We start from the raw sequence: 23,430 nt of genomic DNA, 5'->3' as shown, positions 1-23,430 counted from the left end.
ATGAGTCCCCGCCCCGTACTCCCTGCCGGAAAATCAACCCGACTGGCACTGGCCGGACTTGCCGGTCTGGCAGCCATCAAGGCTGTGGCCCTGGTTCTCCTCATGGGCGCCTTGGCCCATGCACTGGGGCAGTGGGCCGCCGGAGCACCACTGGATACAGTAAAACTGCTGGTCCAAGGTGGCTTGGGGGCGGGATTCTTGGGCGCATCCGTCTGGGGTCAGCAGATCCTGGCCCGCCGCGCCGCCCTGGGCACCAAGGAAGAACTGCGGGCGAAATTGGTGGCCCACAGGTTGAGCCCCCGGGCAGGCCGGAGCGGCGGCAGCGTGGGTGCCGAGGGCATGCTGGCCAGCCGTGGCTTGGACGGCCTGGACAACTACTTCAGCGCCTACCTGCCGGCACTTGTCACCTGTGCCGTCCTGCCAGTGATGGTTGGGGTGCAGATACTGATCTCCGACTGGGTCAGCGCCTTGATTGTGGTGCTGACAGTTCCCTTGGTGCCGGTCTTCATGATCCTGATTGGCTTCCACACCCAGGAGCGGGTGGAGCTGGCTGCCAGCGGTTTGGACAGGCTCTCCAACCATTTGCTGGAGCTTGCCCGCGGACTGCCAGTGCTCGTTGGCCTGCGCCGGGCAAGGGCCCAACGCAAAGCGTTGGCCAACGTTTGCGAGGCATACCGCACATCAACCATGGCCACCTTGCGCACGGCATTCCTCTCGTCCATGGCCCTGGAACTTATCAGCACCATCTCGGTGGCCGTGGTGGCCGTGTTCATCGGCGTCCGGCTGGTCTACGGGGGCATGCCCCTGGAAGCAGGCCTACTGGCGTTGATGCTGGCGCCGGAATGCTACCGCCCGCTGCGTGACCTGGGCGCTGCCCACCACGGCAGCGAGGACGGTGTGGAAGCCCTGCGCCGCGTCACGGAAATTCTCGAGCACGGATCCGACGCGCTGCAGGATCCGCCCGCCGCCGCCGCGCTGGAGGAGGCTGGCCAGACCGCTCCTGCTGCCAGCAACGACAAGCCTCAAAACGCCGCGATGTGGACGCGCCACCTCACTGTCCGCTATCCGGGCCGGAGTGCCGCGGCCGTGCAGGATTTCACGGCTTCCCTGGCTCCCGGTGAGGCACTTGTTCTCAGCACAGCCAGCGGCACGGGCAAGTCGACCGTTTTGGCCGCCCTTGCAGGTGTCCTGCCCAGCTCGGGCGACGGCGCGGCAGAGACAACCGGTTCCCTGCATGTGCCTGCCCCCGAAGCATTGGTTTTTGTCTCACAACACCCCGTCTTCACCGAAGACACCGTGTTGGCCGAACTTGCCCTCTACGCTGGCGGGCCTGCGGCGATCGAGGTGGATGAGTCTGCACTCATGAGTGCACTGGCGACTGTCAACGCAGCCCATTTGGCCCACCGAGCAGTTGCGGATTGCAGCCCCGGCGAGCTTCGTCGCGTGGCTGTGGCTCGAGCCCTGGCCCGCATTGGTGCAGATCCCGGCGTGGAGCTTGCACTCTTTGATGAACCAACCGCACACCTTGATCGTGCATCCGCTGCTGCCGTGCGCCAGGCTCTCGCGGCGCTGGAGGGCTCCGTGGCAGTGGTTGCGGCCACCCACGATCAGCTGCTGGCAGGCATGCTGGGCTGCATCCAGAGGATTGACACGGCTGCAAGCGACGGCCGAAATGCCCTTGTGGATCCGCTGGGCACTGCGGAGCCAGCTGGCCAGGTTGACGCCGACATGCGGGGATCCACCGCATCGCAACCTCACGAGCTGCCGCCACTCAAATGGCGCCATCTGCGGCACCTTCCCCTGCGTTCTCCGCGCTTTGCCGCCGGCGTGTTGGTGGCCGTGCTGGCAATGCTCTGCGCCGCAGCGCTGTCAGGAATTTCCGGTTGGCTGATTGTCTGGGCGGCCGAGCGGCCTCCCATGCTCTACTTGTTGACGTTGATCGTGGGAGTGCGGACCTTTGGCATTGGCCGCTCCGTGTTGCGGTACAGCGAACGGCTTCTGGTGCACGACGCCGTCTTCCGTTGGGCCAGCGAACTCCGGCTCAAGCTCTGGGATTCACTGGGGTCCTCGGTGCTTCATTGGGGCAAACTGACCCGAACGGGGGGTGCCTTGGGAACCCTGGTGGCGGATGTGGACGAACTGCGTGACGCAGTGCCCCGGGCAGTGGTGCCCATCCCGGCAGCCATCCTGTCCTACGGTGCCGTGTTGCTCTCCGTGTACTTGCTGGTCCCGGAAGTGGCGGGCCTGGTGGTCGTGGTGGGTATTCTGAGCCTTGTGGTCCTGCCCGTCCTGGTTTTGGCGGCCCAGCGCAAGGCTTCTGCGGCGGCAGCGGTCCACCGGGTTTGGCTGGCAGGGCGCGTCACCACCTTGCTGGCTGCTGCTGATCAGCTCGCTGCCAATGGTGTTGGCGGCGTCCAAACCGCGCGTTTCGTGGCCGAGGATGCTCAGGTGGCCAAACCTTTGCGCCGGCTGGCCTGGGCCGACGGCTTTGGTCAAAGCGCTGTGTCGGTGTTGACGGCCGTGGCTGCCGTGGCCGTCACCATTGCGGCCATTGGCGCCGGGGTTGATCCGCGCGCCGCAGCCGTGGCGGCCCTGCTCATGCTCGCCTTGTCGGAGCCGTTCTCTCAATTCATCGAGGCCGTCTCGGCGCTGCCTGCCCTGGCCACACTGATGCGCAGGACACTGCCGCTGCTTGATGTGCCGCCCACAGTGGTTGCGGAGGCGGAGGAAATCCAGGCGGCAGCCAGTTCAGCGGCAGCCGCCCGCGTCACCACAGTGTCAGTTGAAGCCATTGCTGCGCGCTACCCGCAGGCGCAGGAGCCGGTGTTTGCCCAAGTCAGTGGCGGGGTCCAGCGGGGCCAATGGTGGAGTGTGAGCGGGCCGTCGGGCTCCGGAAAGTCAACGCTGCTGGCCGTGCTTTTGGGCTTCCTGCGTCCGGAGGCCGGGCGTTACACGCTCAATGGAGACCCCGCAACGGCTGCAACCCTGGCGCGCATTGCCTGGTGCCCGCAGGACGCCTACCTGTTCAATTCCACCTTGCGCGCCAACCTTGCCCTGGCCAAGCCCGCCGCCAGCACACCCTCGGATGCCGAACTGTCCCAGGCGCTGAGCACCGTGGGTCTGGGACCCTGGTTCGCATCGTTACCGCTGGGCCTTGACACGCGTGTGGGACCTGGCGGGCATCACCTCTCCGGCGGACAGCGGACCCGGGTGTCGGTGGCCCGAACGCTGGTGGCCGGGGCCGACGTCGTTCTCCTGGATGAACCCACCGCCCACCTGGGCCAGGACGAGGCCGGGGAGCTGGTGCGTGAGCTGCGGGATGCCTTGGCAGGTGCCGCGGTGGTGCTGGTGACGCACGACGACGAACTTGCCCAAGGCGCCGACACCCACCTGCGCCTGGGTGTGGGGGAGGCGGCGGCCCAGGCGGCGCGTGCCTAGTGCCCCGGCGGTCAGACATCAGCCGATCATGAACTCGCGCGGGGCGAGCGCGCGCGAGACGATGCGGATGTCGCCGATTGTCCCGATCCAGGTCTTGTCCAGCTGGCCCGCCCACGAGTAGGCGCCAACGGCCCATGGGGCGCCGGACTGTGACCCGGCCAGGCCTCTATTGACGGTGGAGGGATTGCGGACCACGGCGCATCCGTCGACGTACATGGTGGTGAGGCGGCCGTCGTTGACGACTGCCACATGCCACCAGCGGGAAGTTCGGAGTTCGTGTCCCCAGTTCGTCACCGAGCGGTCCAAGTTGGTCGGGTAGACGCACCACTGCAGCTCGGGCCCGCCGCTGATGGACAGTGTTGCGGCGGGTTCCTCGACCTCACCGTTGACCCGGCCGGCTGCCTTGGCAGAGATCCAGCGAGAGATGATGGCGCTCCAGGCAGAGTCTCCGGTGAACGGCTCCGGAAACTTGAAGAACGCCTCGAAGGTGTAGCCGCTCTCAAATGCGGCCTTGTTGATGGGGGCCGTGTCAACCGTGAGCAGGTAGGCGCCGGTGTCCTTGGTTCCGGAGAACTCCAACGACGATCCGGCCGGCTGTGCCGGGTGGCAGTCCTTGGCGAAGGCCAGCGGAACCGTTGATGGCCCGGCCACGACGAGCGTGTTCCCGCGGCCCGATGCGTCGTCGATCTGCCGGCCCGTGGCCAGGGACCCGGATCCCTCGAACCGCCAGTAGGCCTCAGTGCCGGGGATGACCAGCGCGGAGGCCGGACGGGGCTCCCGCTGGACATGCGGCTTCAGGGCCGGTGGCAGGGCGAAGGAGAAGCGGTCGGTTTCGGCTGTGAGCTGCAGTTCCTCGCTCTCAAGTTCGTTGAGGCCGCCAGCTCCAATGTGCGGCACCTCGGTGGAAACATCCACCACGCCCCGGTCAAGGTCGAAGCGGTAGAGCCGCACCGCGGCCGCACCGCCGTAGTAAAGCTGCTGGTAGTTCGCGAGGTGGAGTTCCACCGGCTGACCTGACACATTGTTCTGGATCAGGCGCCCGGAGGGCCAGAAGTGGCCGTTTATGCTGAGGAAGACCTGCTTGTGGTCCTTGATGAGGTTGTCCCAAACGAGCTTGCCGTGGCTGCTGAGAACCCCCGTTCCGCTGTCTGCGCTGATGGCATCGTGGACGGTGATGATGGTGGGCAGCTGGGCATTCGCTTCGAGCACGGAACGAGCCCAGACAATCCCGGCCGCAGACAGGCGCCAGTCCAGGGCCAGCAGCAGGAACCGCGTCCCTGCCCCGTCAAAGGTGTAGGCGGAGTTGTATCCGCCGGCGTCCCGGGCAATGCGCTGGCGGGACGTGAGCTGTGCAAAGGTGTCCAGGAACGGGGTTGGACCCCGTTGGTCGTCCGTATTTGAGTTCGGAAGATCGTGGTTGCCTGCCACCACGGAGAACGGGATCTTCTTCTTGGCGAGAGTGTCAAAGGGCTTCTTCGCGGCCGCGATCTCCTGTGCGAGCCCGTTCTGCACCACCTCGCCGAGGTGGGCGACGAAGGCGAGGTCCTTGATGGTGGCGAGGTGCTTCATGGTCTCGGTGAGCGGTTCGGGGTGGAGCGACTCGCCGTCGAACAAGTACTGGGTGTCCGGGATGACGGCGAGTGTGAACACGCGCCCGGAGCCGGACGCCGGGGTCGCAGGTGCGGCTGCGCGTGCAGGCTGGGACAGCAGCATGGGTGCGGCCGCGGCAGCCCCGGCACCAGCGAGCCCGCCGGCAAGAATGGAGCGGCGTGAAAGTGTGGTTGACATGCCAGCGACCGTACGGGGACTTGTTGAACGTGTGGACACGGCGGCGTAAACGACTGACGAAATCCCCGCGGCCTGGCCTGGCGCGTTTCAGCATCGCGTGGACACCGAGAACCCCAGACGGTTCAGGCGTTGATGTCGTGAAGGTGGTGGATCACGTCGTGGAGGAAATAGCCCGAGAGCGTCACCACGGTGAAGACCGAACCATTGCTGCGCAGGCCGCGCCGCTGCCAGGCCTCTAGCGGGACGGCGCCAAACGCGGACGCAGCGTCAAGGCCGTTTTGCACCAGGTCTGCTGACACCTCATCGGGATCCAGCTGGGAGTAGCCGCCCTCAACCGCCGCCTGGTCTTGGTCCCAATTGGCAAAGCTGGGGTTGTCCTGGCTGAGCATGAGCTCCAGGCGGGTGGTGAAAACTTCAAACACGTCCCTGACGTGGGCACTGTATTCCAGTACGGACCAGGTGGCCGAATTGGGCCGTTCCTCAACGTTGGGGCCCTTGAGGGCCGCCTGCCAGCGGGGCAGCAGAGCCGGAATTGTGGTTGCCACGGAGGCCGGTGTGACCTCCTGCGCATTGAATCCGCACTCGGGGCACGGCTTGGAGAGGATCCACGTCCAGTCTTTATTGTCAGCAATGATGGCCATGGTTTGAGTCTATGCCGCAAGGACCCGACGTTGCGTTTTACGACAGCGGATTGGGACATGTCAGTCGCTGGGCAGCTCAAATGCCTCTTGTGTGCTGGCCGGAATGGGTGCTGGATCCACGGTGGGTGCCGGCGGCGCGCTGTGCGTGCTGGGCATCCCGTCGGCAGCGCCGGTTGTTGAGCCGGGTCCAGTAGCAGCGGTGCCAGCCTCAGCTGACGTGGACCCCGTCAAGCTGGGCCCAATCAGGTCAATACTGGCGCCCAGTGCCACACCGGATCCATCACGGTGCCCGTGCTCCACCGGCAAGGCCCGTGCAACGCCCGTACTGGAGGAGGACTTGGCGGGTCCGTGGCCGGCCCACGCAGCGAGCAGTGCGTCTTCACCCTTGAGGAAACGGTGCGCCCGAACGCCGCCGGTGGCCCTGCCCTTGGCCGGGTACTCGCTCAACGCTGTCACCTTGGCGGAGCCCTGCGGGGTACCCGGCAGGGCGTCCTGTCCGCCGGAAATGGTGACCACAACAGCGTCCGGATCGTTGGGGGAGACCACGTTGAAGCTGATCACCTGGTCCCCGGCAGCCAATTTGATGCCGGCCATGCCACCGGCTGTGCGCCCTTGCGGACGAACGTTGGCGGCACTGTACCGAAGCAATTGGGCGCCCTGGGTGATGAACACAAGATCGTCGTCGTCCGTGGAAACGCCTGCACCCACCACAAAATCCTTGGGCTTGAGGGCAATATATTCCCAGTCGTCGCGGTTCAGCGGGTACTCGGGGGTGACCCGCTTGACCACACCGGCGGCGGTGCCCACGGCAAAGACAGCATCCAGCGGCATAAAGCCCACCAGCGTTTCGCCCTTGGTCAGGGTGATGAAGTCCTTGGCGGCCACACCTCCGGCCAAGTTGGGCAGTGCGGCGGTGGGTGGCAGCACGGGCATGTCCACCACCTGCAGGCGCAGCATGCGGCCCAGCGACGTCAGTGCGCCAATCTCGGACCGGGCGCTGGTCTGCAGCACCGAGGAGAACACGTCGTGCTTGCTCCGCCCACCGGATTCCACGAGCGGATCCGCCGTGCTGGTCCGGGCGATCTGGCCCGTGGCGCTCAGCAGCACCCAGCAGGGGTCATCGGCGATTTCCAGGGCCAGGGGAGCAGCCTTGCCGGCGGGGCCAGCGGCAAGCGCCTTGGCCACCGAGGGGGCCAGCGCTTCAGATTCCAGCAGCACGGTGCGGCGCGGGGTGGCGTATTTGCCGGCAACCTCGCCCAGCTCATCCGTGACGAGTTGACGCAGCAGCTCCTCCGAGCCCAGAATCGCCTCCAGGGAAGCAATTTCGCGGCGCAAATCATCGCGCTCGGCTTCCAACTTCACCATCGAGAAGCGGGTGAGCTGGCGCAGCTGCAGGTCCAGGATGTAGTTGGCCTGGATCTCGGACAGATCATAAATGGCCATGAGCCGCTCACGGGCTGCGGCAACCTCGTCCGAGCTCCTGATGATCTGGATGACCTCATCGATGTCCACAATGGCGATGAGCAAACCCTCAACCAAGTGCAGGCGGTCCTGCTTCTTGCCCAACCTGAACGCAGTCCTGCGCCGAACCACGTCAATGCGGTGGGTCACGAACACCTGCAGCAGGGGCAGCAGGCCCAATGTTTGGGGCTGGCCGTCCACCAGGCAGACGTTGTTGATGCCGAAGGATTCCTCCAGCGGCGTGTACCTGTACAGCTGTTCCATGACGGCTGCCGGGTTGAAACCGTTCTTGAGTTCAATGACCAGGCGCAAACCATTTTTTAGATCGGAGAGGTCAATGAAGTCGGCGATACCCACAATTTTGTTGTTGTTGAGGGCGTCCTTGAGTTTTTCCCTGACCTTCTCCGGGCCCACCAGGTAGGGCAGCTCGGTGACCACCAGGCCCACCCGGCGTGGGGTGAGCTGTTCAACTGTCATCTTGGCGCGGGTCTTGAAGGAGCCGCGGCCGTTGGCATAGGCGTCACGGATGCCCTGCAGACCCACGATGCGCCCGCCGGAGGGCAGGTCAGGGCCCGGCACGTACGCCATGATGTCCTCAAGCGTGGCGTGCGGGTTGGTAATCAAGTACTGGGCGGCCGCTATGACCTCACCCAGATTGTGCGGAGCCATGTTCGTGGCCATGCCCACGGCAATGCCGCTGGCGCCGTTGACCAGCAGGTTGGGGTAGGCGGCCGGCAGCACCGAAGGCTGCATCATCTGGTTGTCGTAGTTGGGCACAAAGTCCACAACGTTCTCATCCAGGTTCCCCGTCAGCTCCAACGCGGCCGCAGCAAGGCGGGCCTCCGTGTAGCGGGGGGCGGCGGGGCCGTCGTCGAGCGAGCCAAAGTTTCCGTGGCCGTCAATGAGCGGCAGGCGCAGGGTCCAGTCCTGGGCCATGCGCACCATGGTGTCGTAGATGGCCGAGTCGCCGTGGGGGTGCAGCTTTCCCATGACCTCGCCCACCACGCGGGCACTTTTGACGTGGCCTTTTTCGGGGCGCAGGCCCATCTCGCTCATCATGTACAGGATGCGCCGCTGCACAGGCTTGAGGCCGTCACGGGCGTCCGGTAGTGCCCGGGAGTAGATCACCGAATAGGCGTACTCCAGGAACGAGCCTTCCATCTCCGTGGAAACATCAATATCAACAATGTTTTCCACGAAGTCGTCAGCTGGCGTGCCGTCGGTGGGGCGTTGGCGCTTGGCCATGATGAAGATGGTCCCTTTTCTTTGTTAAGTGTGTTGCGGACTGACATAGACGCAAATGAATGGATCATGTCGGTACAGTGATTCTATGGTGAAGCTAGAGCTCGCGCCCGAATATCCGGCCCATTGGGAAGCTGATGTTGTGCTCCGCGACGGCGCAACAGGCCATTTGCGCCCCATGACGCCCGCCGACGCCGACGCCGTGCAGACATTTCACATGGCGCAGTCCCAAAATTCCATCTATATGCGCTTCTTTACCTACAAATCGAAGCTCACAGCCAAGGAATTGCGCCGCTTTACCGAACTGGATTACCGGGACCGTGTGGCATTTGTCATTACCCGCGGTGCCGAAATTATTGGTATTGGCCGTTATGACAGGTTGAACGATCCCACCGAGGCCGAGGTGGCCTTCAATGTTTCCGATGCGCACCAGGGCCGTGGACTTGGTTCAATCTTATTGGAACACTTGGCCGCCGCCGCGCGGGAGAACGGGATCGACAAGTTCTCCGCCGAAGTTCTGCCAGAGAACCGGAAAATGATCCAGGTCTTCTCCGAGGCCGGGTATGAGGTTCACCGGCACTTTGACGACGGCGTCATCTCCTTGCACTTTGACATCGACCCCACCGATAAATCCCGTGCCGTGATGGAATCCCGTGAGCACCGGGCGGAGGCCCGCAGCGTGGCCGGCCTGGTGGCGCCTGCCTCGGTGGCCGTCATTGGGGCCAGCCGGGCGTGGGGGAGCATTGGCCAGCAGCTACTGGAGCACGTGGTGGAGGGCCAATTCACCGGAGCCGTGCACGCCGTCAATCAGGAGGCCCTGGAAGTTTCCGGCATGATGCCGTACGCCAGCATTGCCGAGGTGCCCGGAACCGTGGACTTGGCCATCATCGCCGTCCCCTATGATCAGGTTCCGGCCGTGGTGGAACAGTGCGGTCGGGCAGGGGTGAAGGGCCTGGTCATCGCCACGGCAGGTTTTGCCGACGACGGCGCACAAGGGTTGGCGCGGCAGCGCGCCTTGGTGCGCCAAGCCCGGGCGAACGGCATGCGGCTGGTGGGTCCGGCGTCGTTGGGATTGGCCAATACAGACCCCGCAGTTTCCCTCAACGCCTCCATGGCACCAGCCTTGCCGGTGAAGGGCGGACTGGGCATTTTTACCCAGTCGGCTGCCTTGGGAGTGTCACTGTTTGCCTCGCTCAGCCGCCGCGACGTGGGCCTTTCCACCGTCCTCTCCGCGGGGAACCGGGCCGATGTGTCAGGTAATGACATGATGCAATTTTGGGAAGATGACGCCAACACCACAGCCTGCGGGCTGTACCTGGAATCCATTGGCAATCCGCGCAAGTTCGCCCGCATCTCGCGACGCCTGGCCCGGAGTAAACCCGTCATTGTGGCCAAGTCCGACTCCATGGGACTTCGGCTGCCACCGGGCCACGCGGTGCGGGTCACCCAGGCGCCGGCCGGTGCCCTGGATGCCATGCTGCGCCAATCCGGGGTGGTGCGCGTGAACACCATCGAAGAGCTCTCCGATGTGGCGCAATTGGTGGTTGGCCAGCCCCTGCCACAGGGCCCGGGCCTGGCCATCATTGGAAACTCCGCGGCCCTGGGGGCGGTGGTGGCCGACGCTGCCGAGCAACAAGGCCTCAAGGTTGCCACCGTGCAGACGAAACTGCTGCTGGATGTGGGCCAATCCAAGGCGCTCCCGCTGCTCAAACGCGCCGTCCTTGCGGGCCTGGCCGGGGCAGATTCGGCCATCGTCACACTCTTGCCGGTGATTGGCCTGCCGGTGGAGACCATTGCCGCCACGCTGCAGGAGTGTTCCGTTACGTCCGGCAAACCGGTGCTGGCAGTCTTCACCGGAATCGTTGATCCCCGGATTCAGGTCAATCGGCAAATGGCCGCGGCAAAGACGCTGCCGGCCTACTCGAGTCCGGGGGCCGCCGTTGCAGCATTGGCAGCCGTGAGCCGCTATGCGCATTGGCTCATCCTGGAAGCACCTGTTTTTGAGGTTCCCGCCGGAGTGGATCCGGAAGCGGCCGCGGCCCTGCTGGACACCTGGCTGGAGGGTGTCACCACTGAAGAGCTCACCACTCTGGGGCCGGAACAGGTGAGGGAGTTGCTGGGTCACTACGGCATCACCGTGCTGGAGTCCGTGCCCTTTGGCAGCGACGACCAGGCTGTTGCGGCGGCCGAACGCCTGGGCTGGCCAGTGGCCATCAAGACACTAGACCCAAGTCTGCGGCACCGGCTTGACCTTGGCGGGGTGCGGATCAATATTGAAAATGCTGACTCCTTGCGGCGCAACATTGGCCAGATGCGCAAGTACCTCCAGCCCTACGGCAGCAAGGAGTTGGAGGTGCAGGCCATGGCGGAGGTGGGCCAGTCATGCACCCTGCGGGCCATTGAGGACCCGTTGTTGGGTCCTGTGGTGTCCTTTGGCCTGTCCGGGGATGCTGTGAACCTTTTGGATGACTGGGCCCACAGGGTGCCCCCGCTGTCGGTGGCCGACACTGCTGAATTGGTGCGCTCACCCAGGGCGGCGGTAAAACTTTTCGGTTACGAGGGATTGCCTGCCGGCAACGTCAATGCCCTGGAGGACTTGGTGGCACGCGTTGCCATGCTCAAGGAGGAGCACCCGGAGATTGCCTGGATGGAGTTCAAACCCATTCTGGTGGGCCCCAGCACCGTGAGCGTGCTGTCCGCCGAACTGCGCATTGGCAACCCTGCACAACGCACCGACAGCGCACGCCGGGCCATGATCTCCTAGGACTTCCCTGCTGCGGTCCCATGCCGCCGTGCTGTTAGGTTGCGCCCAGTTCGCAACGTTGGCTCCAAAGTGCAAAAATGGAGCATATGAACAGCTTCGGAGCCGGCGCCCCGGCCAATACCAAGGGCCGCGATTTGGAATCCGCGCTCCAGCGCTCAGGGTTTTATCCCCGACTTGTTGCCGATGTGGTCAATGATGCCCTGGATGGCGCGGAAAGCCTGGCCCACCTGGTGCATCTGGAAACCCACTTCGACAGGACGGAAGTGCACCGGCACATCACCGTCCTGGTGCTCACCGCCGAGATGCTGGTCATCACGCACGTTGATGATCACCAGCTCGATGAGTCGGGCGAGCAGATGGTGGCCCAGGTTTCCACCGAGTCGGTCCCTGCCAGCCAGATCAATTCTGTTGTGCTCAGCTACATTTACGCCCAGCCGCAGGATTACAAGCCATCGGATCCGGCCCGTGAACTGACCTTGTCCATCGCCTGGTCTGGTGGTCAGCGTGTGGAGATGGGTCCAACCACGTGCGGGGATCCCACTTGCGACTCCGACCACGGCTACTCCGGCACCATTGCGCAGGAGGACATTGCCTTGCGCATCAGCGCCGAAGCGGAGGGCCTGCAGGCAGTGGCAGACGCCAAGGCTTTCGCCCGGGCGTTGCGGGCCGTCAACACCGGCACGGCAACCCCCACCCATGCAGAGCTGGGGACCTCCAAGTTCCCCACCTTCGGCACACGCCTGGGCCGCTCACATTACCGCCGCTAACGCCGTGGGGGAGCAGGGCCCCACTGTTACGCTGCTGGGGTTCAACCAGCCCGAGCTGCCGGCCGCACCCGCATACGGACGGGCCTCCATTGGCGACGTTTTCTCCAGTGCCGCAGCGGCTCTGGGCGTTGCCGCCTTTGAGAATGTGCTGAGGCTGCCTGCTGCGCCGCGGATCTGCGTTGTGCTGGTGGATGGCTTGGGCAAGGCTTTGCTCAAGCAACGCTCGGGCCATGCGCCGTTCCTGCGTGGAGTGCAGGCCCAGGATTCCTCCGGCGAGCACCCCCGCACCCTTCATGCAGCGTTCCCCAGCACCACCGCCACCTCATTGACGAGCTTGGGCACAGGCACTGTTCCCGGCCGGCATGGGATGGTGGGCTACGACGTGCTGGATCCGCGCCAGGACAAGGTGGTCAACCTGCTGGGCCAGTGGGACCCCGGCGTTGACCCTTTGCGCTGGCAGCCGTTCCCCACGGTCTTTGAACAGATCGCCGGCGAGGTGCCATGCACCACTGTGAGCCTGCCGCACTTCGCCAGTTCGCCCATGACCCGGGCCGCGCTGCGTGGCAGCAGGTTCATTGGCGCCAGCAACGTCCATTCACGGGTTGAAGAGGCAGCTGCGGCCTTGGCGGCCACACCGAAGGCCCTGGTTTACCTGTACTGGAGCGAACTGGACAAGGCCGGGCACGCCCACGGCACCGATTCCGCCCAGTGGGAGCACCAATTGGAGGAGCTCGACGCCGGGATGAAGCGTCTGGCGGCAACCGTCCCGGCAGACACCTTGATCCTGCTCACGGCCGACCACGGCATGGTCGATGTGCCGCGCTCCGCCCGGATTGACTTCTCAGTGATCCCCGAACTGGTGGACGGCGTGCGCCACACAGCTGGTGAGCCGCGCATGGTGCACCTGTATCTGGAGCCGGAGGCCACCGCCGATTTCCGGGATCAGCTGATGGCCGCCTGGGTGGAGCACTTCGGCAAGAAGGCGTGGGTGGTGAGCCGGGAGCAGGCCATTGCCGCGGGCTACTTTGGTGCCGTGGACGACTCCGTGGCAGCCCGGATTGGTGATGTGCTGATTCTGGCCCGCGAATCCATTGCGTTTTACGATCTGCGCCGCGTTCGTGCCCAGGCCATGGACGTGGTGGGCCAGCACGGCTCCATCACCAAGTCCGAGCGTGAGGTTCCCCTGCTGCGCATCCCCGTCACAGCGAAAACTGCCAAAACAGGCAAAGGCAAGCGCCGCTAGCAGCCCTTTAAGCAACTGACCCGCAGTAGTGGTCGAAAAACACCGCGAAATCGCGTTTTTTCGACCACTACTGCGGACCAGTTGTTGAATGCGCTAGTCGCCCTTGGTGCCAAACACGATCTCGTCCCAGCTGGGGACGCTGGAGCGCTTGGGCTTGGCAGCAGCTTTTCGTTCCAGACGCGCAGCAACTTCGCTGTCGCTGGGACCGCTGTCTGCGGTTTCCTGAATTCCGGATTCGGCTTCAACCGCTGGCGCCTCAACCGGTGCGGGGCGCCACGGGGTGCCAGGCTCACCGGACAGGACTATTTCACGGGTTTCGGTGCTGACTTCGGCAACACTGTCCATCTCGTGGTGGTGCTCAGCGTCAAGACTGGGTGCCAGCGACAACAGCGGCATGGCGCGCAGCCTGTCCTTGGCACTGGGTTTGGGTGCGTCCGGGACGGCCTTAATTTCTTCAGCTTCGGTGGCCGGGGCGTACAAGGCCTCGTCGCGCGGATGGGCGCCAGGGACGTGCGTGCCCAGCATCGCTGCCAGCTCGTCGTCGCCGGTTTCATCGATGCCCAAGCGGACACCGCGCCGGGACCGGAGAATCTCCAGGAAGCCATGGCCCGGGTACTCCTCGGTCTCAGCCACGTCGGGAACGCCAGCGGCATCGTCAACGTCAGGTTCGGCGTCGGCCTCAACATCAAAGGGCGCATCCAGCACGGCGGTCAGGCGGCGCTCAGGGACCGGACTGTCCATGGGTTCCAGTTCGCTGAGCTGCTGTGCCCAACGGTTGGCGTTGTGCAGGGCCTTGCGGCCTGGGTGGAAACGCCACAGCGCCGGGGGCGGCTCGCCGATGCTGCTGGCTGCCCACTGCGTCCCTGGCTCAAAGTCAGCGCTGATGGTCCAGGCGCCGGCGCTGTCACGCCAAGCATCCCAGCGAAGTGATTTCGCGTCGATGCCGAAGGCGCCCAGGCGGTGCATGACCATTTCTTCCAAGGCCGTGGGGCTTTCGCCAAAGGCCGAGCGGTAGCCGTCGTTGTGGGGTGTTGGTGCAGCAACCTCGACCTTTCGGGCCTGGTTGGCAATGTGCTCGCGCTCAGCCAGAACCGGTCCCTCGTAGCGGCGCACCTGATCCAGAGACAGGGAGGACTGTTCCGCCACGGAGGCTGCTGTTGCCCCGCCACGGATCAGTGATTGAATCTCCCGCGGGGTCATCCGGGTGGTGCTTTGCTGCACCCGGGAGCTGCGAATGGCGGACTTGGCCGCAGCCGCACGCAACGCCTCATCGAGGGGGAGTAAGTAGTTTTCTCCATCGGGACCACTGAGCAACAGGTGTTCGCCGTCGTCGTGGACACCCACCAGCCGCAAATCAGCCATGCCGTTCTCCCAAATCTTCTAGTTTCCCCTCGAAACTTTGCCACCGAACGGGTGCAATTCCTACTACCTAGCTTGGCGTGGCGCGAGATGGCTTGGAAAAAGCGCCATTTTCGCACTGGTCAGGCGGCAGGAAGCGGGTGGGAGCGCTCCGGGGGTTACGTCCCATCTTAAGCCAGCTGCGAACTCTTGGCAGCGCCGGGCACGCGCCAGGCGTTTGAGCCTTAGGGTATTGGCTGTATTTAGTATCTGCCGCACTTGGCAGCGAAGTGAGGATGTAGTCATGACCACCAGCTTTCACGCTCCCCGCACGGCTGGACGATCAGCGCAACCCTCGGCGGTGATCGATCTGGCGGAAACCGAGCTGGCCGAACTCTACGAACTTCCCGGTGCTGACGTCTCGCCCGAGGAGCTGGCCTTGGAAATCGTGGCCCAGCGGGCCGACGAATTCACCTGCGGGTCATGTTTTTTGGTGCGGCACCGTTCGCAGTTGGCCAAGGAAAAGAACGGCCTGAAGTACTGCAAGGACTGCGAAGGCTAGAGGCCCATAAATAATGGCCACCCCGGTGAATGGGGTGGCCATTGTTGTTGGCGTACTTAGCTGGTTTTCTTCGGCACGGCGCCACCCAGTGCTGCGGCCAGGTGCTCCGGGTTGCGGGTGGATGTCAACCAGTAGGGCGTCTTGTCATCGGGATCGGTGATCTCAATTTTGACCACGGGCTTGATCCAGCCGCGAATGCACAGGTAGGCCAGGCCGTTGAGTTTGATGCCGCGCTGGGCCGTGGCGTCATCGCCGTAATAGTAGCTGACATCGCCAACGAACTTGCGGTCAATCTGGGCCCTGCCCACTTGCAGCGTCTCCGGCGTCACGGAAATGGTGGGGGTGGAGGTCACCAGCATCACCACTTGCGCCGCCAGCAGCACGGCGAATGCCACATAGCCGGCCAAGGGGCTGATGGGGATGAAGATCAAGATGCCAGCGGCGGAAAGTCCCAGCACGATGACCCAAATCCAAAAGGTGGGCCACAGCTTCTCGGTGTAGTTGGCCGTGGTGGGGGACATGGCGCCTTGCGGCGATTCAGATGACATGTATGTAGCTTTTCATCTTTCCGGCAGTAATTCACTTCGGGCCCGGCAGCGCCGCCCGCCGCCACCAGTGTTCGCTTCGGGATACACTGAGCTGTTGTGACCCATCAGACTTTTGCCTCAAACCAAGAACCGGATCAGCCCGGCGCAAATGTGAGCGTGCAATTGCGCATGCTCGACGCCGGGATTGACCCTCCCAGCTACGCTCACCCAGGTGATGCCGGCGCAGACTTGCGCACCCGGATAGATGTTGTCCTGGCACCTGGTGAACGCGTGCTTGTTCCCACGGGCGTCAGCCTTGCCCTTCCTTTTGGCCTGGTGGCCTTGATTCACCCGCGCTCGGGCCTGGCCACAAAGCACGGGCTGACCATTGTCAACAGCCCTGGCACCGTGGATGCCGGCTATCGCGGGGAGATTTCTGTAACACTGCTGAATACCGATTCACACCACTCCATCTCCCTGTCCCGGGGCGATAGAATTGCACAAATGGTCATCCAGCGCGTGGAAATCGCCAACTTTGTTGCGGTGGATCAACTGCCCGACTCGGTGCGCGGTACCGGCGGCTTCGGATCCACTGGTGGTTTTGCCCCGTCCGCAAACGGCGACACCACCTCAGGGACCACCAACGGCTGATTGCCGTTTCATCTTTCACAAGGAGTCTTTAATCCCATGGCTTTCGGGTTCGGTAAGAAAAAGAAGATCAGCGAAGACATCGACCAGCGAGAAGATGCCGGTAGTTCCGCCGAGAATGCGGCTGACGCGGCGCAGGGCCCCGAGGGTGCCACAGCCACGTTGAATCTCCCGCCAGATCCGGCCGACACCGTCTACGACCGTGCCCTGCACGGACCCTTGGACGCTGCCGAGGTGGACAGCACTGACGGCTACATCGACTTGGGAGCTTTGCTCATCACCCCGCTCGAAGGGCTCTCCCTGCGCCTGGAGGTGGAAGAAAGCACCTCACGCGTCATCGCCGTGACGCTTGACCTGGACGGTAACAGCCTCCAATTGCAGGCCTTTGCCGCCTCGCGTTCCGAGCAGTTGTGGCGCGACATCCGTGAGCAGATCGGCTTGTCCGTTGGTTCGCAGGGCGGCGAGATTGAAATTCTTGACGGCACCTTTGGCAAGGAAGTCCTTGCCAAGGTTCCGGCCCAGGGCGCCGACGGCAGCAACGGTTTCCGCGTAGCCCGTTTCATTGGCATCGACGGTCCGCGCTGGTTCCTGCGTGGCGTTCTGGGCGGAAACGCCGCCGTGGACAGCGAAGCCGCAGCGGACCTGGAGAACTTGTTCCGCGGCGTTGTGGTGGTCCGCGGCGAAACGCCGCTGCCCCCACGCGATCTGTTGTTGCTGCGCCTGCCCAAGGATGCAGCCGCCAGCCCGGAAGGCGCCGTGGTGGCTGACCATGCCTCACCGGCCCAAGGCGGGGAGCCCTTCCGTCGTGGACCTGAAATCACGGCGGTCGGTTAGTTTCGTGCCCATGCAATACGGTGAGTGGCCGCCGGCAGTTGCCATCAATGAACTGCCTCCACGCGGCCGGGCCGTGTGCTGCGGCGTTGTCGATGCTGTAACCATTTTGCCGGCATCGGCGTCGCCGGCCTACACGGCCATTGTCACCGATCGGGAGTCGCACAAGCTGGACCCTGCAGCGGGCAATCACCGCCTGCGTTTGGTGTGGATTGGCCGACGCCGGGTACCCGGCGTCGCGGCCGGCACCCGCCTGCGCGTTGAAGGCATGGTGTCCCTGCGCGAGGGATTGCCCACCATGTACAACCCTCGTTATGAAATTATTGGAACCCAGGAGAGCTAGTTGAGCCAGAAGAGCCCCGAAGAAGACTCCCAGGCAGCCAAACCCGTAGGCGGTTTTGCCGACATGGCCCAGGAACTGGCGGCCAAGAACCCTTTGGTGCGCAAGGAAAATGGGCACATCGACTTGCTGGCTGCTGCCGGGGGAGTCAGGGGCATTGCCGAAAGCATTCTTCCGGGCCTAGTCTTTCTTGTTGCGTTCACCCTGACCCGGGACCTGACGGTTGCCCTGGTGGGTTCTGTCGCCATGGCCGCCGTTTTCCTCGTTGCCCGGCTGGTCCAGCGAACCCCCTTGACGCAGGCGCTGGCCGGAATTGTCGGCGTCGCACTTTCCGCGTTCCTGGCCATGAAAACGGGCAAAGCCGAGGACTATTACACGGTGGGTTTCTACACCAACGCCGGCTACATCCTGGCCATGGTGGTTTCGATTGCTGTGCGCTGGCCCGTGCTGGGGCTCCTGTTTGGCTATGCCCGCAACGAGGGCACTCGCTGGCGCCAGCAGCCTGAGCGGCTCCGTGCCTACCGTGTTGCCACCTGGATCCTGGTGGGCGTCATGGGTGCCCGGCTTGCTGTGCAATTGCCGCTGTACTTCGCCGGGCAGGTCGACGCGCTCGGAGCCATGCGCCTGATCATGGGTGTGCCGCTGTACGCGTTTGGCCTGTGGATCGCCTGGCTGGTCAGCCGCCCTGCGGCAGATGTTCCCGCAGCAAGCGACTGACCCCAAGGTTAAACAACTAGCCCGCAGAAAACGCCGAAAATCACGTGAAATTCGTGAATTTTCGGCGTTTTCTGCGGGCCAGTTGTTTAGTCGTTGGTGAGCAGGGTGCGCAGTTCGTTTTCCGCTGCAATGGTTGTGATGAAGAACAGTTCGTCGTGAGCCTCCACCACATCATCGCCGCTGGGCGTGATGGGTGCTTCATCGCGCAGAATCGCCACAAGTGTTGAATCTTGCGGCCACTGAATGGCGCTGACCATTGAACCAATCACGTGCGAATCCTCCGGGACGGTGAACTCCACCAGGGAAGCCACGCCCGTTTGCAGGGTGAGCAGGCGAACCAGGTCGCCAATTTCCACTGCTTCCTCCACCAGGGCTGTCATCAGGCGCGGAGTGTTCACGGCAACGTCAACGCCCCACGAATCGTCAAACATCCAGTCGTTCCTGGGGTTGTTGACCCGGCCCACCGTGCGGCCCACACCAAATTCCGACTTGGCCAGCAGGGATACCACCAGGTTGACCTTGTCATCCCCGGTGGCCGAGACCACCACGTCGGCTTCTTCCAGCTTGGCCTCGCGCAGGGTGCTGATTTCGCAGGCGTCGCCCACCAGCCACCGGGCGCCCCGCAAACCGCTTTTGCCAATGACTTCGGGCTTGGGGTCGATGAGCAGGGTGTCGTGCCCGTTGGACAGCAGTTCCTTGGCAATGGAACAACCCACGCTGCCGGCACCCACAATGACAACAATCATGCTAATTCTCCTTCGCGGGGGCAGCTGCAAGAATGTGGGCCACGTCGGTAAACCGTGCACTGACTATCATGGCGTGGACTGTGTCGCCCTGCTGGTAGCTGGTGTCCGGGCCCGGCAAAATGCCTTCACCAAAGCGGGTCAAATAGGCAACGCGCACCTTGGCAGCGGATTCAATATCCAAAATGTGGCGCCCAATCCAGTCCGGATGCAGCGCCAGTTCGGTCAGGATCAAACGCCCCGATGGTTCACGGAAGTCACCCTTGATGGCAGTCTCAGGCAGGATTCGGCGCAGCACCTGATCGGCGCTCCAGCGCACGGCAGCAACCGTGGGGATGCCCAGGCGCTGGTAGATTTCCGCCCGGCCTGGATCGTAGATGCGAGCCACCACATGCTCCACATGGAACGTCTCGCGGGCCACCCGGGTAGCCAGAATATTGGAGTTGTCACCGCTGGAAACAGCTGCAAAAGCGTAGGCGTGCTCAATGTCCGCCTGCTTGAGGGTTTCCTGGTCAAAGCCAACACCTGTGATTTTGCGTCCGCCAAAACCTGTGCGCAAACGCCTAAACGCCCGCTCGTCCTGGTCAATGATCGCCACGGAGTGACCTGAGTCCTCCAAGGTGTGGGCCAGTGTGGCGCCCACCCGACCGCAACCCATGATCACAAAATGTGCCACTGGTGCTCCTTGTTATAGCGGATTGCCGGGGATTCCCGGCCGACCGCTGCTGGTGCCGCATGCTTTGCCATGCGGTGCGGGTACTAATTTCACGATAGTTGCGGCCCTCCGGTCAAGTTGGGGACGGGGCCGCGTAATGCCAAAATCTCTAGCCCTAGTGTGACATGGAGGCGGTGGCAATGACATTGGACACCCGTGCGGCCCCCAGTGGTGCTAGCGTTACCCGCGTGCTGAACTTCTTCAACGCGTTCAAGCGAGTCCTTGTGGGACGTCCATTCCGCAACGAAAAGCTCGCCCATACGCTCCTGCCCAAACGCATCGCGCTGCCGGTTTTTGCCTCCGATGCGTTGTCCTCAGTGGCTTATGCGCCGGATGAAATCCTGTTGACACTGGCCCTGGCCGGTGTGGCAGCCGTGTCACTGTCCCCCTGGGTGGGGCTCGCCGTCATGGTCGTGTTGCTGACAGTTGTGGCCTCCTACCGCCAAAATGTGCACGCCTACCCCTCCGGTGGTGGCGACTATGAGATTGCCACGGTCAACCTTGGCAAGTCGGCGGGCCTCACAGTGGCCTCCGCGCTCATGGTGGATTATGTGCTGACAGTGGCAGTGTCCATGTCCTCAGCCGCGAACTACCTGGCTACGGCCATTCCGGGCTGGCACGGCACCCAGGCTGCCGTTGCGGCGGTGGGTGTCATCATCTTGGCCCTGGTGAATCTGCGCGGCATCAAAGAAGCCGGGACCGTTTTTGCCGTCCCCACCTACATTTTCATGTTCTGCATCTTCGCCATGACGGCCGCCGGCTTGTTCCAGGCCGCCACGGGAACCTTGGGCAGGGCGCCGTCGGCCGACTTTGAGATTGTTCCAGAGGCTGCGTTCAACCAGGGCCTGGTGGGCTTGGCCGGTGCGTTCCTGCTCCTGCGCGCCTTCTCCTCCGGCGCTGCTGCGCTGACGGGTGTTGAGGCCATCAGCAACGGTGTACCGAATTTCCGCAAGCCAAAGAGTAAGAACGCAGCCACCACCTTGCTGTTGCTCGGCGCCATCGCTGCCGGCATGATGGCCAGCATCTTGTTCCTGGCAGACGCCACGGACGTGCACATTGTGGCCGATCCGCACACCGAATTTCTGGTCAACGGTGTGGCGCCGGGAACCGACTATGTGCAGAACCCGTCTATCAGCCAGATCGCCTCCACCATTTTCGGGGCCGGCTCCATCCCGTTCTTCATCATTGTTGCCGCCACGGGCACGATCCTGGTTTTCGCCTCCAACACAGCCTTCAACGGCTTCCCCGTCCTGGCCTCCATCCTCGCCAGGGACGGCTACCTGCCCCGCCAGCTGCGCACCCGCGGAGACCGGCTGACCTTCAGCAATGGCGTGCTGCTGCTGGCGGTTGGTGCGCTGGTGCTCATCATTGCCTTCGACGCCGACGTCACCCGGCTCATCCAGCTGTACATTGTGGGCGTGTTCATTTCCTTCACGGCCAGCCAGCTGGGCATGATCCGCCATTGGACCCGGGAACTTCTCAAGGTCAAGGACAAGTCAATCCGGTTCAAGATGAAGCGTTCACGGATCATCAACTCCATCGGCTTCAGCATGACCTTGACGGTGCTGTTGATTGTCCTGGTCACCAAATTTGAACAGGGCGCCTGGATAGCTTTGCTGGCCATGGCGGTGCTCTTCGCCGTCATGTGGAGCATCAAGTCCCACTACGACAATGTGGCCAAGGAATTGGAGGTCGAGTCTGATTTTGCGATCAGGGCGCTTCCAGCCCGGATTCACGCTGTGATTTTAGTCTCCCATGTGCGCAAGCCTGTCATGCGGGCTGTCGCCTTTGCCCGCGCTTCAAGGCCGTCAACGCTAGAGGCGATCACCGTTGATCTGGACCCCGCCGAGACCGCCCAAACCGTTGCGGATTGGGAGAGGCTGAGCATCCCGGTACCGTTGACAGTGTTGGCGAGCCCGTACAGGGAAACGTTGACGCCGCTCATCAGCCATATCAAGGCCATGCGCAGGGACGCCCCTCGCGACTTGATAGTGGTGTACATCCCGGAATACGTGGTGGGAAAATGGTGGGAGCAGCTGGTGCACAACCAGACTGCCCTGCGCATTAAAACGCGGCTGCATTTTGAACCCGGCGTTGTGGTGGCCAGTGTGCCTTGGCAGCTGAAGTCCTCCACAGACGCGAAGAAGTACCAAGAATAGAAGAGCAAAGAGCATATGAGCGAGCCCACTAGCACCCCCCGCCTCACCGTCACAGTTGGACCGGTGGCCCACGGCGGCCACTGCGTTGCCAGGCATGACGGACGCGTGATCTTTGTCCGCCATGCCATTCCGGGGGAGACCGTGGAGATCGCTCTCACCGAGCACGACGCCGACGCCAAGTTTTGGCGCGCGGATGTCACCCGCGTGGTGGAAGGGTCCCCGGACCGCGTGAGCCACTTTTGGCCCGAGGCTGACGCGCTGCGGGCAGGTGCCCGCGGAGCCTCACCCATTGGTGGTGCCGAATTTGGACATATTTCGCGCCCCGGCCAGCTGAAGCTCAAAACTGATGTTGTCCGTGAACAGCTCGAACGCCTGGGCGGGGTCCCCACCGAGCGCCTGAATGAGCTTTTCGCCGCAGGTGTTGAGGATGTGGACAGTTCAGGGACGCAAGCCCAGCAGGCCGGCTTGGGCTGGCGCACACGCGTGGGCTTCGCCGTGACGCCGTCAGGCAAGCTGGGCATGCACGCCCACCGCTCACACACAGTCCTGCCCATCTCCGAAATGCCGCTGGCCCTGCCAGCCGTTGACGAGCTGCGCCTCTGGGAGCTGGACTTCACCGGCATTGACCGCGTTGAAGTGGCTGCCCCCGCCAATGGCTCCGGCGTGCTGGTGCTCCTGGCTCCGGCCCACGGCTTGAGCGAAAAGGCTGCCGGCCATGCCGTCAACCGTATTGCCCGCGCCCTCGCCGCCTTGGAAACACCGCCGTCGGTGGCCCGCTGGAACCCCGAAAATAGCGCCATCGAAGTGGTCAGCGGCCGCGGCTGGGTCAAGGAAACCACAGCAGATCACGAGTTCCGCGTGACAGGTGACGGTTTCTGGCAGATCCACCGCAACGCCCCGAAGGTTCTCACGGATGCCGCCCTGGGCTTCCTGCTCGAGGGTGGTTACCTGAACGACGGCGCCGACGTGGCAGACCTCTACGCCGGGGCCGGCCTGTTCACGGCGCCGCTGGCTGACGCCGTGGGCTCCGACGGCAGCGTGCTGTCGGTGGAAGGCTCGCCCGGCACCAGTCGGGATGCACGCAAGAACCTGCATGCCAGCGAGCAGGTGGAGATCCTGCAGGGCCGCGTGGAAAAGATTCTGGGCACCCAGTCGCGGGCCTCGCAGTCGGCGGCCGGACAGCGCAGGCGATTTGACGCCGTCGTGCTTGATCCGCCGCGCGCAGGTGCCGGCAAGGTGGTTGTCCGCGCCTTGGTGGCCACACAGCCCCAGGCCATCGCCTACGTTTCCTGCGATCCGGCAGCTTTTGCCAGGGACGTGAAGTACTTTGCCAACGCTGGCTGGCGCCTGGCCAAGGTGCGGGCGTTTGACCTGTACCCGCACACCCACCACGTGGAGACAGTGGCCCTGCTGGTTCCGGCAGCTGCCATCGCCAGCTAACACGCGCTGACGCCAGCCACACGCCAGCAAAACCCGAGGAAGCCTCTTGAACCAGACACCACCGAA

18 protein-coding genes are annotated in these 23,430 nt (G+C 63.7%); 11 read left to right on the top strand and 7 right to left on the bottom strand.

Annotated elements, in window-relative coordinates:
- The gene (gene cydC, locus CVS27_RS12160) at window positions 1–3,438 is read left to right on the top strand and encodes a thiol reductant ABC exporter subunit CydC (protein WP_103465994.1); all 3,438 of its coding nucleotides are present in this window, start codon (window positions 1–3) and stop codon (window positions 3,436–3,438) included.
- Between the two features lie 18 nt (window positions 3,439–3,456).
- Here cydC and CVS27_RS12155 read toward each other — a convergent pair whose 3' ends face one another.
- From CVS27_RS12155 to CVS27_RS12145, 3 genes are all read right to left on the bottom strand, one after another.
- On the bottom strand, window positions 3,457–5,226 hold the full coding sequence (locus tag CVS27_RS12155) for a LamG-like jellyroll fold domain-containing protein (protein WP_103465993.1): 1,770 nt from the start codon (window positions 5,224–5,226) through the stop codon (window positions 3,457–3,459).
- A 122-nt stretch (window positions 5,227–5,348) separates the two neighbouring features.
- Window positions 5,349–5,867 (bottom strand): methyltransferase type 12, encoded by a 519-nt coding sequence (locus CVS27_RS12150; RefSeq protein ID WP_103465992.1) that lies wholly within the window; start codon window positions 5,865–5,867, stop codon window positions 5,349–5,351.
- A gap of 60 nt (window positions 5,868–5,927) precedes the next feature.
- A complete protein-coding gene (locus CVS27_RS12145; protein ID WP_103465991.1) occupies window positions 5,928–8,573 on the bottom strand; it encodes a DNA gyrase/topoisomerase IV subunit A in 2,646 nt (881 codons plus the stop codon).
- Between the two features lie 85 nt (window positions 8,574–8,658).
- Between CVS27_RS12145 and CVS27_RS12140 the strand changes: the two genes are divergently transcribed.
- The 3 genes from CVS27_RS12140 to CVS27_RS12130 all read left to right on the top strand — a co-directional run bounded on the left by CVS27_RS12140 (window position 8,659) and on the right by CVS27_RS12130 (window position 13,344).
- Window positions 8,659–11,334: a bifunctional acetate--CoA ligase family protein/GNAT family N-acetyltransferase gene (locus CVS27_RS12140; RefSeq protein ID WP_103465990.1), complete on the top strand. Its 2,676-nt coding sequence runs from the start codon at window positions 8,659–8,661 to the stop codon at window positions 11,332–11,334.
- Between the two features lie 77 nt (window positions 11,335–11,411).
- On the top strand, window positions 11,412–12,101 hold the full coding sequence (locus tag CVS27_RS12135) for a DUF5998 family protein (protein WP_103465989.1): 690 nt from the start codon (window positions 11,412–11,414) through the stop codon (window positions 12,099–12,101).
- 4 nt (window positions 12,102–12,105) lie between these two features.
- On the top strand, window positions 12,106–13,344 hold the full coding sequence (locus CVS27_RS12130) for an alkaline phosphatase family protein (protein WP_243400158.1): 1,239 nt from the start codon (window positions 12,106–12,108) through the stop codon (window positions 13,342–13,344).
- A gap of 93 nt (window positions 13,345–13,437) precedes the next feature.
- Here the strand turns inward: CVS27_RS12130 and sepH are convergent, their stop codons facing one another.
- Window positions 13,438–14,706: a septation protein SepH gene (gene sepH / locus CVS27_RS12125; RefSeq protein WP_103465987.1), complete on the bottom strand. Its 1,269-nt coding sequence runs from the start codon at window positions 14,704–14,706 to the stop codon at window positions 13,438–13,440.
- Window positions 14,707–14,986: 280 nt separating this feature from the next.
- Here sepH and CVS27_RS12120 point away from each other — a divergent pair, with 280 nt between their 5' ends.
- The gene (locus CVS27_RS12120) at window positions 14,987–15,244 is read left to right on the top strand and encodes a DUF4193 family protein (protein WP_103465986.1); all 258 of its coding nucleotides are present in this window, start codon (window positions 14,987–14,989) and stop codon (window positions 15,242–15,244) included.
- A 56-nt stretch (window positions 15,245–15,300) separates the two neighbouring features.
- Here the strand turns inward: CVS27_RS12120 and CVS27_RS12115 are convergent, their stop codons facing one another.
- Window positions 15,301–15,792, bottom strand: a complete 492-nt coding sequence (locus CVS27_RS12115) for a DUF3093 domain-containing protein (protein ID WP_103465985.1) — start codon at window positions 15,790–15,792, stop codon at window positions 15,301–15,303.
- A 96-nt stretch (window positions 15,793–15,888) separates the two neighbouring features.
- Here CVS27_RS12115 and dut point away from each other — a divergent pair, with 96 nt between their 5' ends.
- From dut to CVS27_RS12095, 4 genes are read left to right on the top strand one after another with little or no spacing between them, the layout of a single operon-like run.
- The gene (dut, locus tag CVS27_RS12110) at window positions 15,889–16,422 is read left to right on the top strand and encodes a dUTP diphosphatase (protein WP_243400157.1); all 534 of its coding nucleotides are present in this window, start codon (window positions 15,889–15,891) and stop codon (window positions 16,420–16,422) included.
- Between the two features lie 36 nt (window positions 16,423–16,458).
- The gene (locus CVS27_RS12105; RefSeq protein ID WP_103465984.1) at window positions 16,459–17,253 is read left to right on the top strand and encodes a DUF3710 domain-containing protein; all 795 of its coding nucleotides are present in this window, start codon (window positions 16,459–16,461) and stop codon (window positions 17,251–17,253) included.
- 10 nt (window positions 17,254–17,263) lie between these two features.
- A complete protein-coding gene (locus CVS27_RS12100) occupies window positions 17,264–17,593 on the top strand; it encodes a single stranded DNA-binding domain-containing protein (RefSeq protein WP_103465983.1) in 330 nt (109 codons plus the stop codon).
- Window positions 17,594–18,307, top strand: coding sequence for a DUF3159 domain-containing protein (locus tag CVS27_RS12095; protein WP_370739509.1), 714 nt, complete (start codon window positions 17,594–17,596; stop codon window positions 18,305–18,307).
- 86 nt (window positions 18,308–18,393) lie between these two features.
- Here the strand turns inward: CVS27_RS12095 and CVS27_RS12090 are convergent, their stop codons facing one another.
- Together CVS27_RS12090 and CVS27_RS12085 are read right to left on the bottom strand one after the other, a co-directional pair.
- Window positions 18,394–19,053 (bottom strand): potassium channel family protein, encoded by a 660-nt coding sequence (locus CVS27_RS12090; RefSeq protein ID WP_103465982.1) that lies wholly within the window; start codon window positions 19,051–19,053, stop codon window positions 18,394–18,396.
- Between the two features lies 1 nt (window position 19,054).
- Window positions 19,055–19,726 (bottom strand): potassium channel family protein, encoded by a 672-nt coding sequence (locus tag CVS27_RS12085; RefSeq protein ID WP_103465981.1) that lies wholly within the window; start codon window positions 19,724–19,726, stop codon window positions 19,055–19,057.
- Window positions 19,727–19,905: 179 nt separating this feature from the next.
- Between CVS27_RS12085 and CVS27_RS12080 the strand changes: the two genes are divergently transcribed.
- Together CVS27_RS12080 and CVS27_RS12075 are read left to right on the top strand one after the other, a co-directional pair.
- A complete protein-coding gene (locus CVS27_RS12080; RefSeq protein ID WP_103465980.1) occupies window positions 19,906–21,924 on the top strand; it encodes an APC family permease in 2,019 nt (672 codons plus the stop codon).
- A gap of 15 nt (window positions 21,925–21,939) precedes the next feature.
- Window positions 21,940–23,364 carry a class I SAM-dependent RNA methyltransferase gene (locus tag CVS27_RS12075; RefSeq protein WP_103465979.1) on the top strand — a complete coding sequence of 475 codons (1,425 nt, stop codon included), beginning with the start codon at window positions 21,940–21,942 and terminating at the stop codon, window positions 23,362–23,364.
- The last annotated feature ends 66 nt before the right edge of the window (window positions 23,365–23,430 follow it).

It is taken from the genome of Arthrobacter glacialis, from assembly GCF_002909445.1.
Classification (GTDB): domain Bacteria; phylum Actinomycetota; class Actinomycetes; order Actinomycetales; family Micrococcaceae; genus Specibacter; species Specibacter glacialis.
This window is presented reverse-complemented; position numbering and strand designations above follow the sequence as displayed.